This is a genomic window from Streptomyces venezuelae, from assembly GCF_008642375.1.
In the GTDB taxonomy this organism is placed as follows: Bacteria; Actinomycetota; Actinomycetes; order Streptomycetales; family Streptomycetaceae; genus Streptomyces; species Streptomyces venezuelae_G.
In genome coordinates this window covers 2,709,601-2,726,541 of sequence record NZ_CP029194.1, presented here as the reverse complement: position 1 = coordinate 2,726,541, position 16,941 = coordinate 2,709,601, and the positions used below count along the sequence as shown (strand labels likewise).

The 16,941-nt window shown below is 72.1% G+C and carries 13 protein-coding genes; 5 read left to right on the top strand and 8 right to left on the bottom strand.

The features are described 5' to 3' along the window. Positions 1–57: 57 nt before the first annotated feature. Positions 58–951 carry an aldo/keto reductase gene (locus DEJ46_RS11985; RefSeq protein ID WP_150265925.1) on the bottom strand — a complete coding sequence of 298 codons (894 nt, stop codon included), beginning with the start codon at positions 949–951 and terminating at the stop codon, positions 58–60. Further along, positions 951–1,880: an NAD-dependent epimerase/dehydratase family protein gene (locus DEJ46_RS11980; protein WP_150265923.1), complete on the bottom strand. Its 930-nt coding sequence runs from the start codon at positions 1,878–1,880 to the stop codon at positions 951–953. The genes DEJ46_RS11985 and DEJ46_RS11980 overlap by 1 nt, the downstream gene beginning before the upstream one ends. A gap of 67 nt (positions 1,881–1,947) precedes the next feature. On the opposite strand from DEJ46_RS11980, the gene DEJ46_RS11975 reads away from it, so the two are divergent. From DEJ46_RS11975 to DEJ46_RS11965, 3 genes are read left to right on the top strand one after another with little or no spacing between them, the layout of a single operon-like run. Next, complete coding sequence (locus DEJ46_RS11975) at positions 1,948–2,463, top strand: Lrp/AsnC family transcriptional regulator (RefSeq protein ID WP_150265922.1); 516 nt, start codon at positions 1,948–1,950, stop codon at positions 2,461–2,463. Positions 2,464–2,519: 56 nt separating this feature from the next. Beyond that, positions 2,520–2,930, top strand: coding sequence for a MerR family transcriptional regulator (locus DEJ46_RS11970; protein ID WP_150265920.1), 411 nt, complete (start codon positions 2,520–2,522; stop codon positions 2,928–2,930). A 5-nt stretch (positions 2,931–2,935) separates the two neighbouring features. Then, entirely contained in the window at positions 2,936–3,271 is a 336-nt protein-coding gene (locus DEJ46_RS11965; protein ID WP_150265918.1) for a thioredoxin family protein, read from the top strand. A gap of 48 nt (positions 3,272–3,319) precedes the next feature. On the opposite strand, the gene DEJ46_RS40750 is transcribed toward DEJ46_RS11965, so the two are convergent. Then, positions 3,320–4,342, bottom strand: coding sequence for a DUF6817 domain-containing protein (locus DEJ46_RS40750; protein WP_190622593.1), 1,023 nt, complete (start codon positions 4,340–4,342; stop codon positions 3,320–3,322). Between the two features lie 145 nt (positions 4,343–4,487). On the opposite strand from DEJ46_RS40750, the gene DEJ46_RS11955 reads away from it, so the two are divergent. Continuing rightward, positions 4,488–6,722 (top strand): HelD family protein, encoded by a 2,235-nt coding sequence (locus DEJ46_RS11955; protein ID WP_150265916.1) that lies wholly within the window; start codon positions 4,488–4,490, stop codon positions 6,720–6,722. Here the strand turns inward: DEJ46_RS11955 and glgB are convergent. The 5 genes from glgB to DEJ46_RS11930 form a co-directional block, all read right to left on the bottom strand. Then, positions 6,709–8,976: a 1,4-alpha-glucan branching enzyme gene (glgB, locus tag DEJ46_RS11950; RefSeq protein ID WP_190622591.1), complete on the bottom strand. Its 2,268-nt coding sequence runs from the start codon at positions 8,974–8,976 to the stop codon at positions 6,709–6,711. The two genes, DEJ46_RS11955 and glgB, sit on opposite strands and share 14 nt — an antisense overlap. Positions 8,977–9,189: 213 nt before the next feature. Continuing rightward, positions 9,190–10,539 carry a maltokinase N-terminal cap-like domain-containing protein gene (locus DEJ46_RS11945; protein ID WP_150265914.1) on the bottom strand — a complete coding sequence of 450 codons (1,350 nt, stop codon included), beginning with the start codon at positions 10,537–10,539 and terminating at the stop codon, positions 9,190–9,192. Positions 10,540–10,785: 246 nt separating this feature from the next. After that, positions 10,786–12,498, bottom strand: coding sequence for a maltose alpha-D-glucosyltransferase (treS, locus tag DEJ46_RS11940; RefSeq protein ID WP_150265912.1), 1,713 nt, complete (start codon positions 12,496–12,498; stop codon positions 10,786–10,788). Continuing rightward, positions 12,495–14,489, bottom strand: a complete 1,995-nt coding sequence (locus tag DEJ46_RS11935) for an alpha-1,4-glucan--maltose-1-phosphate maltosyltransferase (protein WP_223834598.1) — start codon at positions 14,487–14,489, stop codon at positions 12,495–12,497. Before DEJ46_RS11935 ends, treS begins: the two co-directional genes overlap by 4 nt. 353 nt (positions 14,490–14,842) lie before the next feature. Continuing rightward, on the bottom strand, positions 14,843–15,784 hold the full coding sequence (locus DEJ46_RS11930; protein ID WP_150265908.1) for an SDR family oxidoreductase: 942 nt from the start codon (positions 15,782–15,784) through the stop codon (positions 14,843–14,845). A gap of 118 nt (positions 15,785–15,902) precedes the next feature. On the opposite strand from DEJ46_RS11930, the gene DEJ46_RS11925 reads away from it, so the two are divergent. Then, on the top strand, positions 15,903–16,898 hold the full coding sequence (locus DEJ46_RS11925; protein ID WP_150265906.1) for an AraC family transcriptional regulator: 996 nt from the start codon (positions 15,903–15,905) through the stop codon (positions 16,896–16,898). The last annotated feature ends 43 nt before the right edge of the window (positions 16,899–16,941 follow it).

Here is a 16,941-nt window from a genome sequence, read left to right as displayed (position 1 = left end):
CGTGCGGCCGTACGGAGCGTGCGGCTGTACGGAACACACGGCCGGTGGGGCCGGCGCTCAGGCGCCGCCGGGACGGCCGTCCAGCAGCGCCAGCTCCTCCGCCCCCAGGTCGAGACCGGCCGCCGCGGCCGAGTCCCGTACCGTCTCCGGCCGGCTCGCGCCCGGGATCGGCAGCACCGTCTCCGACCGGGCGAGCAGCCAGGCCAGAGCCACCCGCTGCGGACTGACCCCCCGCTCCCGCGCCACCCGGTGGAAGCCCCCGAACTCCGGGTCCGCCTCCTGGGCGGACGCCCCGTCGAGCGAGCTGCGCGAGATCCCGCCCAGCGGACTCCACGGCATGAAGGCGAGACCGAGCTCCGCGCAGAGCCGCAGCTCCGCCTCGCTCTCCCGGACCGCCGGCGAGTAGCGGTTCTGCACGGAGACCAGCCGGTCGCCCAGGATCTCGCGGGCCAGCAGGATCCGCTCCGAGTCCACATTGGAGATCCCGGCCAGCCTGACCGTGCCGGCGTCGAGCAACTCCCGTACCGCGCCCAGTGATTCGGCGTAGGGGACGGCCGGGTCCGGCTTGTGCAGCTGGTACAGGCCGATCGGCGTACCGCCGAGCCGCCGGGCCGAGGCCTCCGCCGCCCGCCGCAGATGCGCGGGCCGCCCGTCCACGGTCCAGCCGCCGTCCGCCGTCCGGCCCCGCCCGCCCTTCGTCGCCACGAGGACGTCGTCCGTGCGGCCCCCGTACGAGGCCAGGGCCCGCGACACGAGCAGCTCGCCCTCGCCGGGCGCGCCGTCCGGCGGGTGGTAGGAGTCGGCGGTGTCGAGGAGGGTCACGCCCGCGTCCAGGGCCGCGTGCACGGTCGCCACCGCCCGGGCCTCGTCCGGCCGGCCCTCGATGGAGAGCGGCATCGTGCCGAGGCCGACCGCCCCGACCCGTACGTCCCCCAGCGTCCTGAGCCGCATCAGTTCACCGCCCCGCGGTCCGTCGCCTCGAAGCGCATCGCCCCGACCGTCTCGGACACCGCGCGCGGAAGCCACTCGGCGCTGTGCCGGAAGGAATAGCCGAGCGCCGTGGCACGGGAGTTGTCCATCCCGTACGAGCGCGCGAAGGAGAAGGGCGAGACCCGGCCGACCTCCACCTCGTGGAAGACCGTCCGGCCGCCCGTCAGCTTCTCGATCTCCGCGCAGATGTCGGCGGTGGAGAGCAGGCCGTGGGAATGGGCGTTCACCGGCCCGGTGAATTCCGCCTCGACCGCCCAGGCGAGAAACGCGGCGATCTCCTCCACGTACACATAGGTCGCCGGATGGTTGACCGCCGGCACGGCGATCGGCTCGCCCGCCCGGATCCGGCGCGCGTAGTGGTCGATCCGGCCCGTGAAGTCGTCCTCGCCGCCCAGCACATGGGTGACCCGCACCGAGGTCCAGGCGAAGGGCGAGCCGGCCGCCGCGAACACCGCCTCGGCCTGCCGCTTCCCCTCCCCGTAGTGCTCCTCGCGGAACTCCGGGTCCTCCCAGGCCAGACCCGTGTCCACGGTGACCGAAGCCAGGTCGAGGGCGGACTCGGCGACCGGCACGGCCGTGTCCTCGTACCCGTACACCTCCACCGTCGACGTCATCACATAGCGCCGGGCACGCGTCCCGAACACCCGCCGGGCGATCTCCGCCTGGCGCGGGGTGTAGCAGACCTGGTCCACGACGACGTCGAAGGAACGGCCCGCCAGAACCGATTCCAGCGCGGCCTCGTCGTCCCGGTCGGCCACGAGGTGTTCGATTCCCCCGGGGGCACCGGAAGAACCCCGATTGAGCACCGCGACCCGGTGCCCGAATTTCCGCAACAGCGCGATGAGCCGCTTTCCGAAATAGCGGTTCCCGCCGATGACCAGAATGTCCAACGCTCTCAACTCCCTTGATCCGCAGGACAAGTGTTACGTTGTGCGCTCGCTGCCTGAAGGGGGAATCATGGGAGTCCTGGCCGCCGCACCGAAGGAACCACGGTCCGCGCGCCCGGCCGCCGACAATTTCACGGCGGCCGCTTTCGACACCGTCGACCGGCAGATCCTGGACCTCCTGCAGACCGACGGCCGGATCAAGCTCAGCGAGCTCGGCCGCCGCGTCCGGCTCAGCCCCGCGGCCGTCACCGAGCGGGTCCGCCGGCTGGAGGCGAGCGGGGCGGTCACGGGCTACGGCGCCCATGTCTCCCCGGCCCGGCTCGGCTACGGCATCCAGGCCTTCATCCGCGTGAACCCGCACGGCGGCTACACCCTGAAGCACCCGCGCACCCTGGAGCTCACCGCGCGCCCCGAGGTCCTGGAGGTCCACCACGTGGTGGGCGAGGACTGCTGGATCCTCAAGGTCGCCGTCACCGACACCGTCCACCTCGAAGAGGTCCTGGAGCAGACCTCGGCGCTCGGCCGGACCACGACCTCGGTCGTGCTGTCGTCGCCGGTGGAGCGGAAGCCCCTGCTTCCCCGCTGAGGCCCCTCTCCTTCCCTCTTGCCTTGACGTCGGCGTCAAGGCTTACGTTCGAGGACATGCGCATCGGAGAACTGGCCGAACGGGCGGGAACCACCACGCGGACTCTGCGGTACTACGAGTCCCGCGGCCTCCTGACCGCACGGCGCACGGAGCAGGGGTACCGCACGTACGACGAGGACGACCTGCGGCTCCTCCAGCAGATCAGGACCCTTCAGGACTTCGGGTTCGAGCTGGAGGAGACGCGGCCGTTCGTCGACTGCCTGCGCGCGGGGCACCCGGCGGGTGACGCCTGCCCCGCCTCGATCGCCGTCTACCGGCGGAAGGTCGCCGAACTGGACGGCCTGATCGAGCGGCTCCAGGCGGTACGCGCCCAGGTGGGCGCCCAGTTGCTGCGCGCCGAGGCGGAACTGCCGCACGGCCCGGAGCCCCGGTGCGAACTGGACACGGTGACGGACACGGAGGGGTGACGGGGATGACGACGTACGACGAGGGCGTGGGCGAGGTCACGGACGCGGACTTCGGCGCGGAGGTGCTGGGGGCCGGACTGCCGGTCCTGGTGAAGTTCACCGCGGAGTGGTGCGGGCCGTGCCGGCAGCTGAAGCCGGTGCTCGCCGCGATCGCCGCCGAGGAGGCGGAGCGGCTGCGGATCGTCGAGATCGACGTCGACCGCAATCCGGAGACCACGGTGAAGTACGGGGTGCTCGGGACCCCGACCCTCATGGTCTTCCGCGCGGGCGAGCCGGTGAAGTCCCTGGTCGGGGCCCGCCCGAAGCGCCGCCTCCTGGCGGAGCTGGAGGACGTGATCTGAAGCCTGTCTTTCGGATCATGCCGGGCTCGCGCGGCCTGTCGCCGGCCGTCAGCGCAGGGCGATCCGCACCCGTCGCGTGACCAGGTTGACCGCGGTGACCTCGAAGGTCAGCTCGTCGCCCTCCCGGGGCGTCCGGGCGTCGAGGTCGTCGCGGTGGACGACCGCCTCCACCCCGTCGGCGACCAGCACGAGCGCGCCGAAGGGGACGAGCCGGGTGACCCGGCCGGTCCGGACGCCGCCGAAGCCGGAGCGGGCGAAGGCAGCCATCGGGTCGGGCTCCAGGGCCTTGAGGGAGAGGAAGACGCGGTCCCGGCTCTCGTCGACGCCCAGCACCTGGAAGACGAGCTCCTGCCCTTCGGCGATCACGTCGCCCGGGAGGTCGAACGGCCGCCAGGAGACCTCAGGTATGTTCATCATCCCCTCGACCCCGCCCAGGTCCACGAAGGTCACGTGGAAGTCCGCGATCTTCGAGACGACGCCCACACGCAGGTCTCCCGGCTCCAGACCGCGCAGGAACGCCTCCCGCTCCTCGCCCCGCAGCGTCAGCACCTCGCGGGCGGCCTCGGCGGCCGCTTCGCCGAGCAGGGGGCTCCAGCGGGTGAAGAGGCGCGACAGCGCGCCGCCGTACCGCGTCCGGAGCTCTTCGTTCTCCTGGAGCACGTCCAGTTCGTTGGCCGCCGTGAGTTCCGCGAGATCGGCGCGCCGCCGTCCCGTCGGGACGAAGACCGCTCCCGTGAAACGGTCCCGGAACGGGCCGTCGGATTCCGGCAGGCCCGGGTAGGAGAATTCCCTGTCGCAGCTCGCGTAGAAGTACACGAGCTCCTCGGCCTCCGGGCCGATCGCCGCGGCGAGTTCGTCGCGCCGGGACAGGGGGAGCAGACTTTTCGCGAAACCGTCCGTACCGTAGAAGGCGTGGCAGAGGCCCGCGAGTCGCAGTTCTTCCCGGGCGCCCCACGCCGCCAGGCGGGATGCGACCCGCTCCAGGTGGGCGAGAAGGGTGCCGCCGGGGTGGGGGAGGATGTCCGCGCCGCAGGCGCGCAGCAGGGACCGTGCCGCGTCGAAGGCATTCATGGGGCACAAAAATACCCCGGCTCGGAATTGACAGCCGGGGGAATGCGAGGCGTATATTGATGAGTTCCTGTGCCTGCACGCCAAAAGGGCATCGAAAGGCTCAGGAGAAGTTCACTAAACGCACTGTATCGCGCCGGGAGTCGAATTGTCAACCGAGGAATTTCGGAACGAGCAGCAATTCATCACCGATCTCTATGCTCGACTCGACGAACTCAGGGACGAGGCCGAGGCCGCCGTCGGGAAGGCCCTGCGCACCCCCGGGGTCGGCAGCAACCAGGGCCGGCTCGAACGGGACGTGATCGTCGCCGAGCAGTCCGGGCTGCTCGCCGCCTTCGACGCGGGCGAGAGCGGACTCTGCTTCGGCCGGCTCGTCTTCCGCGACGGCCGCGACCACCACATCGGCCGGATCGGCATCCGCAAGGACGACCCGCACCGCACACCCCTCGTCGTCGACTGGCGCGCCGAGATCGCCAGGCCCTTCTACCTCGCCACCGGCTACGAGCCCATGGGCCTCTCCCGCCGCCGGCACATCAGCACCCGGGGCCGCGAGGTCACCGCCCTCCACGACGAGGTCCTCGACCTCGCCGACGCCACCCGCACCGGACACGAGAGCCACGACGCCGACGAGGTGCTGCTCGCCGCGCTCGACGCCGCCCGCACCGGCCGCATGCACGACATCGTGCAGACCATCCAGGCCGAGCAGGACGCCATCATCCGCTCCCCGCACCAGGGCGTCCTCGTCGTCGAGGGCGGCCCCGGCACCGGCAAGACCGCCGTCGCGCTGCACCGGGCCGCGTACCTCCTCTACGCCCACCGCGAGCAGCTCGCCAAGCGGGCCGTCCACATCGTCGGCCCCAACCCCGCCTTCCTCGGCTACATCGGGAACGTCCTGCCCTCCCTCGGCGAGACCGGAGTCCTGCTCGCCACCCCCGCCGAGCTCTTCCCCGGCGTCCGCGCCACCGGCACCGACACCCCCCGCGCCGCCGCCGTCAAGGGCTCCGCCGCCATGGCCGGAGCGCTCGCCGCCGCCGTACGCGACCGCCAGCAGGTCCCCGAGCGCGGCGCGCCCCTCCTCGTCCCGCACGAGGACGGCGACCTGGTCATCGACTGGGACATGGCCCTGGAGGCCCGCCACAAGGCCCGCGAGACCGTCCTCCCGCACAACCTCGCCCGCCCCTACTTCGTCTTCCGGATCCTGGACGCCCTCGCGGAGCAGCTCGCCGACCGCATCGGCGCCGACCCGTACGGCGGCCCCAACTTCCTCGGCCCCGACGACCGGGCGCTCCTCGCCAAGGGCATCGCCGGCAACCCCGACGTGCACGCCGCCGTCGACACCCTCTGGCCGGAGCTCACGCCCCAGGAGTTCCTGGCCGGCTACCTCGCCGAGCCCACCCACCTCGACGAGGCCGACGCCGCGGCGATCCGGCGCGCCACCGGCGAGTGGACCCCGGCCGACGTGCCGCTCCTCGACGAGGCGGCCGAGCTGCTCGGCGAGGACGACTCGGCCGCCCGCGCGGCCCAGGAGGCCGAGCGGCAGCGCCGGATCCAGTACGCGCAGGGCGTCCTCGACGTCAGTTACGCCTCGCGGACCTACGAGTTCGAGGACAAGGAGGAGCTCGACGAGGACGCCTCCGAGGTCCTCTCCGCCCACGACATCATCGACGCCGAGCGGTTCGCCGACCGGCACGAGGAGGCCGACCACCGGACCGCCGCCGAGCGCGCCGCCGCGGACCGCACCTGGGCCTTCGGCCACATCATCGTCGACGAGGCCCAGGAGCTCTCCGCGATGGCCTGGCGGCTCCTCATGCGTCGCAGCCCGACCCGCTCCATGACGCTGGTCGGCGACCCCGCCCAGACCGGCGACCCGGCCGGCGTCGGCACCTGGGAAGGGATCCTCGACCCGTACGTGCAGGACCGCTGGGAGCACGTACGCCTCGGGGTCAACTACCGCACGCCCGCCGAGATCATGGAGGTCGCCGCCGAGGTGCGGCGGACCGCCGACCCGGCCTTCGAGCCGCCCCGGTCCGTCCGCTCCACCGGCGTCGCGCCCTGGGACCGCACGGTCGACGACCCGGTGAAGGAGGCCGCCGACGCCGTCGCCGCCGAGCTCCGCACCGAGGGCCGGCTCGCGGTGATCGCCCCGCCGGAGCTGCTCCCCGGCCTGGTCGCCGCCCTGCCGGACGCCGCCCACGGAGCCGCCCCCGACCTCACCCGGCCGGTGGTCCTGCTGGACCCCCGGCAGGCGAAGGGCCTGGAGTTCGACACGGTCCTCGTCGTCGACCCGGACGGCATCGTGGCCGGCGCCCCGCACGGGGTCAACGACCTGTACGTGGCGCTGACCCGGGCGACTCAGCGGCTGGGCGTCATCAGGCCGGCCTGAGCCAGACCGTCGCCAGCGGCGGCAGCGTCATCCGCAGGCTCGCCGCACGGCCGTGCCACGGCACCGACTCGGTCTTCACCGGGTCGGTGCCCACCACGTGCCCGCCGCCGTACCGGGCGTCGTCCGTGTTGAGCACCTCCGACCAGGCGGCGAAGGTGTCCGGCACGCCCAGCCGGTAGTCGTGCCGCACGACCGGCGAGAAGTTGGAGACCGCGAGCAGCGGGGAGCCGAAGCCGTCGAAGCGCAGGAACGCGAAGACGTTGTCCTCGGCGGCGTCCCCGACCACCCACTGGAAGCCGTCCGGGGCGGTGTCCCGCTCCCAGAGCGAGGGACTCGCGGAGTACACCGTGTTCAGGTCCCGCACCAGGTCCCGTACGCCCCGGTGGTCGGGCTCCGCGCCGTACGCCGGGTCGAGCAGCCACCAGTCGGGCCCGTGCTCCGCCGACCACTCCCCGCCCTGCGCGAACTCCTGCCCCATGAAGAGCAGTTGCTTGCCGGGGTGTGCCCACATGAAGCCCAGGTAGGCCCGGTGGTTCGCCCGCTGCTGCCACCAGTCGCCCGGCATCTTCGACACCAGCGACCGCTTGCCGTGCACGACCTCGTCGTGGGAGATCGGCAGGATGTAGTTCTCGCTGTACGCGTAGACCATCGAGAAGGTCATCTCGTGGTGGTGGTACTTGCGGTGCACCGGCTCCTTCGCCACGTAGCCGAGCGAGTCGTGCATCCAGCCCATGTTCCACTTCATGCCGAAGCCGAGGCCGCCGAAGCCGCCGGGGCCCACCTGGTCCGTCGCCCGCGTCACCCCGTCCCAGGCCGTGGACTCCTCGGCGAAGGTGACGATCCCCGGGCAGCGGCGGTAGACCGTGGCGTTCATCTCCTGGAGGAAGGCCACCGCGTCCAGGTTCTCCCGGCCGCCGAACTCGTTCGGCAGCCACTCGCCGTGCTCGCGCGAGTAGTCCAGGTAGAGCATCGAGGCCACCGCGTCCACCCGCAACCCGTCGAGGTGGAACTCCTGGCACCAGTAGACGGCGTTGGCGACGAGGAAGTTCCGCACCTCCTTGCGCCCGTAGTCGAACTCCAGGGTCCCCCAGTCGGGATGGTGCGAACGGCGCGGGTCCTCGTGCTCGTACAGCGGGCGGCCGTCGAACTCGGCGAGCGCCCAGTCGTCCTTCGGGAAGTGCGCCGGGACCCAGTCCATCAGGACCCCGATCCCGGCCCGGTGCAGGGCGTCCACCAGGTACTTGAAGTCGTCGGGGGTGCCCATCCGGGCCGTCGGCGCGTAGAAGCCGGTGACCTGGTAGCCCCAGGAGCCGCTGAACGGATGCTCGGCGACGGCCATGAACTCCACGTGCGTGAAGCCGAGGTCGCGCACGTAGTCCGGCAGCTGCTCCGCGAGCTGCCGGTACGTCAGGCCAGGCCGCCAGGACGGCAGATGGAGCTCGTAGACGGAGAGCGGCGCCTCGTGGTGCGGGCGGGAGCCGCGCCGCGCCAGCCACTCGGCGTCGTCCCACTCGTGGTGCGAGGCGGTGACGACCGACGCGGTGTTCGGCGGGCACTCGGTGCGGCGGGCCATCGGGTCCGCGCGCACGGTGTGCGACCCGTCCGGCCGGGCGATGTCGAACTTGTAGACCGCCCCCTCACCGATGCCCGGCACGAACAGCTCCCACACGCCCGTCGAACCCAGCGAGCGCATCGGCAGCGCCGTGCCGTCCCAGTGGGTGAAGTCGCCGGTGACGCGGACGCCCCGGGCGTTCGGCGCCCAGACCGCGAACCGGGTGCCGGAGACGCCCTCGTGGGTCAGGACGTGGGCGCCGAGCGCCGTCCACAGCTCCTCGTGCCGCCCCTCGCCGATGAGATGCAGGTCCAGCTCGCCGAGGGAGGGCAGGAAGCGGTACGGGTCGACGACGGCGAGCTCCTCGCCGCCGTCCTCGTACCGCACGCGCAGCTCGTACGCGGGCACCTTCCGCAGCAGCGGCAGCAGGCCCGAGAAGAGGCCGTCGCCCTCGTCGTGGAGGGTGACGCGACGGCCCTTCGCCAGGACCGTCACCTCCTTGGCCCACGGGCGGAGCACACGCACGACGACGCCGCCCTTGACCGGATGCGCGCCCAGCACGCTGTGCGGGTCGTGGTGCTCGCCCGCGAGCAGCCGGGCCCGGTCACCCGGACCGATGGGTGGCGCCTTCCGTACGGCGGTCCGGTCCGGTGCGGGCGTCTTCCGGGCGCGGGACGTCTTGCCTGCGGATCGGGCGGTCACGGGGGTGCCTCCTGGAGGGCGGGAACGAGGGGTACGGGTGTACGGGTCTACGGTGTAGGAAACGGCGTCCCGCGCGCGCGGGACACTCGGCCGAACGGGGCGCGTGCGGGTCGCCGCAGGCGGGAGCGGCGCGAGCGCCCCCGGCGACTGGGCCGAACGGGTCCGGCGCCCCGCCCGTCGGGGCGGGGCGGCCGGCCGTGTGGGCGGGTCGGATCACCGGGGTGCGGCGAGACGTTCGATCGCGGACATGGGCACCGGGAGCCAGTCCGGACGGTGCCGGGCCTCGTACACGACCTCGTAGACCGCCTTGTCGGTCTCGTAGGCGCGCAGGAGCGCCGGGTCGGCGCGCGGGTCGACGCCCGCCGCCTCGGCGTAGCCCGTGCAGTACGCGGCCCGGCAGCGCGCCGCCCAGTCCGCGTTCCACGGCCGGTGGGTGCGGGCCGCGTAGTCGAAGGAGCGGAGCATGCCCGCGACGTCCCGGACCGTGGGCTGCGGACTCCGCCGCTCGTCCAGCGGCTTCGCCGGCTCGCCCTCGAAGTCGATGACGGCCCAGCCGCCGTCCGATCCCCGCAGGGTCTGCCCCAGGTGCAGGTCGCCGTGGATGCGCTGGAGCGCCCCCGCGCCGGGCGCCTCGCCCGCCGCCGCGAAGACGGCCCGCAGCCCCGGCACGTACGGCAGGAGCGCCGGCACCGCCTGCGCCGCGGCGTGCAGCCGCCGGTCCATCGCCGCGGCGAGGTGCTCGGTCTCGGACCGCGGCAGCCGCAGGGTCGGCAGTGCGCCGGCGAGCGCGAGGTGCACCTCGGCCGTGGCCCGGCCGAGCGCCCGCGCCTCGGTGGTGAACTCCCGGCCGTCGGCGAGCGCGTCGAGCGCGAGCCGCCAGCCGTCCCGGGAGTCCCGGAGGTACGGCTGGAGGACGCCGAGGGTCGCGGCCCCCGACTCGAACCAGGCGACGGGGGCCGGTACGCGCGCGCATCCGGCCCGGCTCAGGGCGAGAGGCAGTTCGAGGTCCGGGTTGGCCCCTGGGCTGACCCTCCGGAAGATCTTCAGGATGAAGGAATCCCCGTACACCAGGGACGAGTTGGACTGCTCCGCGTCGAGCATGCGAGGGGCGAGCGCGGGCGGGAGCGCGGTGGTGGCGTGGAAGCGCAGGGGGCCGGTCCGGCCCGGGGAGCGCAGCCGCTCGTAGAGGAGTCCCGCGAGCCGCGGGTCGCGCAGCCCCTCGTAGACCGCGCGTCCGGCGAGCGGGCCCTGCCGGATCCGCCCGATCAGGGCGGGGGCGAGGCGGGGCGGCAGCTGGGTCCGTACGCCCAGGAGCAGTTGGTAGCAGTCGGCGGGCGTGCCGGCCGGGCGGCCGGGCTGGTCGACCCGTACGAGCAGATGGAGGAGACCGGGTCCCGCGCCGTCCAGGGGGAGCAGCTCGGTGGCCGCGTCCAGCGTGAATCCGATGACCCGGCGGCCCTTGCCCGCGAACCAGCGCTGCCGAGGCAGCCATTCGTGGAGCAGGGGAGCGAGGGACGGAAGGAGGGCGTCCGGGGCCCGGGTGGTGGATGCGGTCTCCGGCATGGCATCGCGTCCTTTCCCCGGGGCGCGCAGTTGGCTGTTGTATGCGTTCAAATGCGCAGAGTGTCCCGGATGGCGGCTTGGACTGTCCGGAAGTGCGGGACGTGTCGGAAGGGGAAGATCCGTATGGGCCCGGCAAGAAGGCCCGTATGGACCTGAATCGTGACGTGGAACGTGTGTGGGACACAGTGCCCAGAGGGGGACGGGGGAAACCGTCCCACCCCGGACGAAATCCGAACTGACCGGCGGTCAGCCCTTCTTGAGACGGAACCAGTAGAAGCCGTGTCCCGCAAGGGTCAGGAGGTAGGGCAGCTCGCCGATGGCCGGGAACGTCACCCCGCCGATCAGCTCCACCGGCTGGCTGCCGGCGAAGCGCCGCAGGTCGAGCTCGGTCGGCTGCGCGAACCGCGAGAAGTTGTTCACGCAGAGGACGAGGTCGGCATCCATTCCCTCTTCGGGGGTGGTCTCGCGGAGGAAGGCGAGCACCGCCGGGTTGGACGCGGGGAGTTCGGTGTACGTCCCCGTGCCGAACGCCCGGTTCTGCTTACGGATCTCGATCATCCGCTTCGTCCAGTGCAGCAGCGAGGACGGCGAGGCCATGCCCGCCTCGACATTGGTCACCTGGTAGCCGTGGACCGGGTCCATGATGGCCGGCAGGTAGAGCCGCCCCGGGTCGCAGGAGGAGAAGCCGGCGTTCCGGTCGGGCGTCCACTGCATCGGGGTGCGGACCCCGTCCCGGTCGCCCAGCCAGATGTTGTCGCCCATGCCGATCTCGTCGCCGTAGTACAGCACCGGCGAGCCCGGCAGCGAGAAGAGCAGCGCGGTGAACAGCTCCATCTGCTTGCGGTCGTTGTCCAGGAGCGGGGCGAGACGGCGCCGGATGCCGATGTTGGCCCGCATCCGCGGGTCCTTGGCGTACTCGGCGTACATGTAGTCGCGCTCTTCGTCCGTGACCATCTCGAGCGTGAGCTCGTCGTGGTTGCGCAGGAAGATGCCCCACTGGCAGCCGGAGGGGATCTCCGGGGTCTTCGCCAGGATCTCCGAGACCGGGTACCGAGACTCGCGCCGCACGGCCATGAAGATCCGTGGCATGACCGGGAAATGGAAGGCCATGTGGCACTCGTCGCCGCCCGAGCGGAAGTCCCCGAAGTAGTCGACGACGTCCTCCGGCCACTGGTTCGCCTCGGCGAGCAGCACCGTGTCCGGGTAGTGGTCGTCGATCTCCTTGCGGACCCGCTTGAGGAAGCCGTGGGTGGCCGGGAGGTTCTCGCAGTTGGTGCCCTCCTGCTGGTACAGGTACGGCACCGCGTCGAGCCGGAAGCCGTCGATCCCCAGGTCCAGCCAGAACTTCAGCGCGGACAGGATCTCCTCCTGCACCGCCGGGTTCTCGTAGTTGAGGTCCGGCTGGTGCGAGAAGAACCGGTGCCAGTAGTACTGCTTGCGCACCGGGTCGAAGGTCCAGTTGGAGGTCTCCGTGTCGACGAAGATGATCCGGGCGTCCGCGTACTGCTTGTCGTCGTCCGCCCAGACGTAGTAGTCGCCGTACGGCCCCTCCGGGTCGCGCCGGGACTCCTGGAACCACTCGTGCTGGTCGCTCGTGTGGTTCATGACGAAGTCGATGACCACCCGCATCCCGCGCTGGTGGGCCGCGTCGACGAACTCCACGAAGTCGGCCAGGTCCCCGAACTCGGGCAGCACGGAGGTGTAGTCCGCGACGTCGTAACCTCCGTCCCGCAGAGGGGACTTGAAGAACGGCGGCAGCCAGAGGCAGTCCACGCCCAGCCACTGGAGGTAGTCCAGCTTGGCCGTGATGCCCTTCAGGTCGCCGACGCCGTCGCCGTTGCTGTCCTGGAAGGAGCGGACCAGGACCTCGTAGAAGACGGCCCGCTTGAACCAGTCGGGATCGCGGTCCTTGACGGGGGTGTCCTCGAAGGTGTCGGGGACGGGCTCGTTGACAGTCATGATGTGGGTGACCCTCCGGTCTGCGGGGACGGTCGCAGGACGAGGACGTGCGCGGGTGTGACACCCGGTTCCAGGCGCACGTAACTGGCCCTGCCCCAGTGATAGGTCTCGCCGGTGAGCTCGTCGCGCACCGGCACGGTCTCGTGCCAGTCGAGGCCGAGTTCCGGCATGTTCAACGAGAGTGAAGCCTCCTGGGTGTGGTGCGGGTCGAGGTTGACGACCACCAGAACGATGTTCGAACCCGAGCGCTTCGAGTACGCGATCACCTGCGCGTTGTCGGTCTCGTGGAAGGTGATGTTCCGCAGCCTGCGGAGGGCCGGGTGGCGGCGCCTGATCCGGTTCAGGGCGGTGATGAGCGGCGTGATCGTCGCCCCCGCCCGCTCCGCCGACTCCCAGTCGCGGGGCCTGAGTTCGTACTTCTCCGAGTCCAGGTACTCCTCACTCCCGGCCCGCAGCGGGGTGCCCTCGCACAGCTCGTACCCGGCGTACATGCCCCAGGAGGGCGAGAGGGTCGCCGCGAGCACCGCCCGCGCCTCGAACGCGGGCCGGCCGCCCTCCTGGAGGTAGGCGTGCAGGATGTCGGGGGTGTTCACGAAGAAGTTCGGACGCATCTGCGCCGCCGTCTCGCCGGACAGCTCGGTGACGTACTCCGTCAGCTCCTCCTTGGTGTTGCGCCAGGTGAAGTACGTGTACGACTGCTGGAAACCGATCGCCCCGAGCGTCCGCATCATCGCCGGCCGCGTGAACGCCTCCGCCAGGAAGATCACGTCCGGATCGGCCCGGTTGATCTCGCCGATCACCCGCTCCCAGAACACCACCGGCTTGGTGTGCGGGTTGTCCACGCGGAAGATCCGCACCCCGTGGTCCATCCAGAACCGCAGCACCCGCACGGTCTCCGCGACGATCCCGTCCATGTTGTCGGCGGCACCGTCGAAATCGATCGGATAGATGTCCTGGTACTTCTTCGGCGGGTTCTCCGCGTACGCGATCGAACCGTCCGGCCGGTGGCGGAACCACTCCGGGTGCTTCTCCACCCACGGATGGTCCGGCGAACACTGGAGCGCGAAGTCCAGCGCGATCTCCAGACGCAGCTCCCGGGCCCGCGCCACGAAGGCGTCGAAGTCCTCGAAGGTGCCGAGGTCCGGGTGGAGCGCGTCGTGCCCGCCCTCCGGGGAGCCGATCGCCCACGGCACGCCCACGTCGTTCGGGGACGCCGAGAGGGAGTTGTTCGGGCCCTTGCGGTGGGTCTCGCCGATCGGGTGGACCGGCGGCAGGTACACCACGTCGAAGCCCATCGCCGCGACCGCCGGCAGCCGTTCGGACGCGGTGCGGAAGTTCCCCGGCACCGTACGGCCCTTGACCTTCCGCGCGCCCTCCGAGCGCGGGAAGAACTCGTACCAGGAGCCGAACAGCGCCCGCTCCCGCTCCACCTGCAGCGGCAACGCGGGGGAGGAGGAAAGGAGTTCGCGCAGCGGGTGGCGGTCGAGCGACTCGACGACGCGCGGCGCGAGCGCCGCCGCGAGCCGGACCGCCGCCGGGCGGGAGACATCGCGCAGCGCGTCCGCGGCGGCCAGCACGGCCTCCCGGCCGCCGCCCTTCTTCGGGACGCCCTTCGCGGCCCGCTCGTGCAGCTCGGCGCCCTCTGCGAGGACGAGTTCGGAGTCGATCCCGGCCGGGATCTTGATCTTCGCGGTGTGCCGCCAGGTGGCCACCGGATCGCTCCACGCCTCGACGGTGTACGTCCACGAGCCCTCGGCGTCCGGGGTGACCTCGGCGCCCCACCGGTCGGTACCGGGGGCCAGTTCGCGCATCGGGGTCCACGGGCCGGGGCGGCCGGACGGGCCGCGCAATACGACATTGGCGGCGACCGCGTCGTGCCCCTCGCGGAAGACGGTCGCCGTCACCTCGAAGGTCTCTCCTGCCACCGCTTTCGCGGGGCGCCGGCCACAGTCGACCAGCGGGCGTACGTCCAGTACGGGAATGCGTCCCATGAGCGGATTCACAGCATCACCTGACGGGTTACGGGGGTGCGGGTGGTGGTGCGCTCTTTCTAGCTCCGTCGGCGGCCGGCGGGTTGCGGGCATGACGGCTCCTGTCCGCGTTCACTCGAATGGCGGGTCCACAGGGAGTACGGGTTTCAGGGGGTCCGGGGGTCTGGGTACCGGAGGAGCCTTCCCACAGTTCTCGGGTGGGCAATCCGGCGCTTTGTTAACTACTAGGACGTAGCCGTACCGGCAAGCGAACGGACGACCGAAAAAGCCCCGCCTCGGCGGAGGCGGGGCTCTTCACGAGCGGGCCGGAGACACGGACCGGCGGTGGGACGGCGGGCGGGACGACGGGTGGGTCAGCGGCGCGGGGAGGCGTCCGGTTCCTCCGCGTCCGTCGACCAGACCTGCCACGGCTGGCGGGCCACCCACTCCTCCACCGGGGCCTGTTCGAGCGCCAGCGCCTCCGCCGACACCCCGTCGTCGTCCGCCATGAGCAGCGGATCCGCGCCGCTCGCCATGTAGTGGTAGATCCCCGCCACCCCGGCCGCCGCCGCCGGACCGAGGAGCCCGGCGAGCCCGTGCTCGAAGTCGACCGGATCCAGCTCCTGATAGCGCACGGCCCGGCCGAGGCCCCGGCCGAAGGCCGCCGCGAGCTCCCCGCCCGTCAGCGCCGCCGCACCGCCGATGTCGAACGTCCGCCCCTCCAGGCCCTCCCGGGTCAGCGCCGCCAGCGCCGCCTCCGCCAGACCCCGGTGCGAGAGCCACGCCGTCCGCGCCGACTCCGGCAGCGGATAGGCGAGCACGCCCTCGTCGACGAGCGCGGGACCGTTCCACGGCGAGAAGAGGTTGTCGAGGTAGACCGGCGGCCTGACCACCACGAGCGGCACCCCGCTGTCCCGCAGCACCCGCTCCGCGAGGCGCCGCGTCTCGAACGCCGGGAACCCCGTCGGGGCGTGCGGGACACGGGTGTTGGTGTTCAGGACCAGCCGGACCGTGCCCGCGCGCAGGGCCGCGTCCGCGATGTTCCGCGCGTACGCCTCCACCCGCTCCGGGTCGTACACCAGCGGCATCGTGACGAACGCGTGCGTCGTCCCCTCGAAGAGCCGCCGCACGTCGCCCGGCCGCCCCAGGTCGCCGGCGAGGAAGAAGGCCCCCGGCAGCGGCGGCCGGTCGGCCTCCGGGCGCCGCGTCAGGGCGCGGACCCGGTGGTGCCGCTCGGCCAGCAGACGGGCCACCGCACCGCCCTGGAATCCGGTCGCGCCCACGACCGCCACCCGCATCGGAATCTCACTGGACATGTCTTTCTGAGGCCCTTCGATAGGCTGTCGCTGCTGTCGTGCCGGCTGCCTTCCAGGCTCGTCGCGGCGGCTTCGGCTGTTCAATTAACAAACCGGGGCGGAAGTTGAAGGATCGTCCATGGATACCGTGGGAACCGACCGTCACGACCGGCGCGAGCACGATGCTCAGCCCGGTGCCGAGCACGAGGACCTGCTGACCGAGCTCCTGAAACCCCTCCGGCTCACCGGCGTCTTCGACAGTCGCTGGCACGTCCGGGCCCCCTGGGCCATCGAAGGCGACGCCGAACGCAGCTGCGCCGTCCTCCACTACGTCGTCGAGGGCGACTGCTGGATCACCACCGACGGAGAGGCCTCCGTCGAGCTGCACGCCGGCGACCTCGTCGTCTTCCCCACCGGCACCGCGCACCGCCTCGCCGACCGCCCCGAGCGCCAGGGCGTCCCCCTCAAGGCCGTCCTGCCCGAACGGCAGCCCGGCACCTCCGGCGAGATCGTCATCGAGGGCACGGGCCCCGAGGCCCGGCTGCTCTGCGCCGGACTCCACTACGACGCCGGCGCCGCCACCGGCCTCTACACCTCCCTGCCCTGGGCCCTCGTCCTCGACCGCGCCCAGGTCGACCGCGAGCCGCTGCTCCGTGACACCCTCAGGCTGCTCGCCTCCCCCGACCGGCCCGTCGGACCCGGCGACCGGCTCATCACCCTGCGCGCCTTCGAGATGGCGCTCGTCCTCGCGCTCCGCCCGCTGCTGCGTGAACTCGCGGGCAGCCCGGCCTCGTTGCCCATGCTGCGGCACCCCGGCATCAGCCGGGCGGTGGTGATGATCACGACCCGCTTCGCCGAGCCATGGCGGATCGACTCCCTCGCCCGGGAGGTCGGCATGTCCCGCTCCGCCTTCACCGCCGCCTTCCGCGAGCTCGTCGGCGAGTCCCCGGCCCGCTACCTCGCCGCCCGCCGCATGCAGGAGGCCGTACGGCTCCTCACCGAGACGTCGCTCCCGCAGTCCGCCCTGCCCGCCCGTATCGGCTACCAGAGCGCCGTCGGCTTCCACCTCGCCTTCCGCAAGTGGTTCGGGGTGACGCCGGGCGAGTACCGCGCGGGGGGCGCAAGGGCCGCCTGAACCGGCCGGGCGCCGCCGCCGCGGGTCCCCGCGGGTGCCCCGC

Excerpts from the sequence above, each read along its gene's own strand:
- DEJ46_RS11945 (WP_150265914.1), bottom strand. The coding sequence starts at position 10,539 with ATGCCGGAGACCGCATCCACCACCCGGGCCCCGGACGCCCTCCTTCCG.
- DEJ46_RS11975 (WP_150265922.1), top strand. The coding sequence starts at position 1,948 with ATGGGAGTCCTGGCCGCCGCACCGAAGGAACCACGGTCCGCGCGCCCG.
- DEJ46_RS11935 (WP_223834598.1), bottom strand. The coding sequence starts at position 14,489 with ATGGGACGCATTCCCGTACTGGACGTACGCCCGCTGGTCGACTGTGGC.
- DEJ46_RS11930 (WP_150265908.1), bottom strand. The coding sequence starts at position 15,784 with ATGTCCAGTGAGATTCCGATGCGGGTGGCGGTCGTGGGCGCGACCGGA.
- treS (WP_150265912.1), bottom strand. The coding sequence starts at position 12,498 with ATGACTGTCAACGAGCCCGTCCCCGACACCTTCGAGGACACCCCCGTC.
- DEJ46_RS11985 (WP_150265925.1), bottom strand. The coding sequence starts at position 951 with ATGCGGCTCAGGACGCTGGGGGACGTACGGGTCGGGGCGGTCGGCCTC.
- DEJ46_RS11925 (WP_150265906.1), top strand. The coding sequence starts at position 15,903 with ATGGATACCGTGGGAACCGACCGTCACGACCGGCGCGAGCACGATGCT.
- DEJ46_RS11970 (WP_150265920.1), top strand. The coding sequence starts at position 2,520 with ATGCGCATCGGAGAACTGGCCGAACGGGCGGGAACCACCACGCGGACT.
- DEJ46_RS11965 (WP_150265918.1), top strand. The coding sequence starts at position 2,936 with ATGACGACGTACGACGAGGGCGTGGGCGAGGTCACGGACGCGGACTTC.
- DEJ46_RS40750 (WP_190622593.1), bottom strand. The coding sequence starts at position 4,342 with ATGAATGCCTTCGACGCGGCACGGTCCCTGCTGCGCGCCTGCGGCGCG.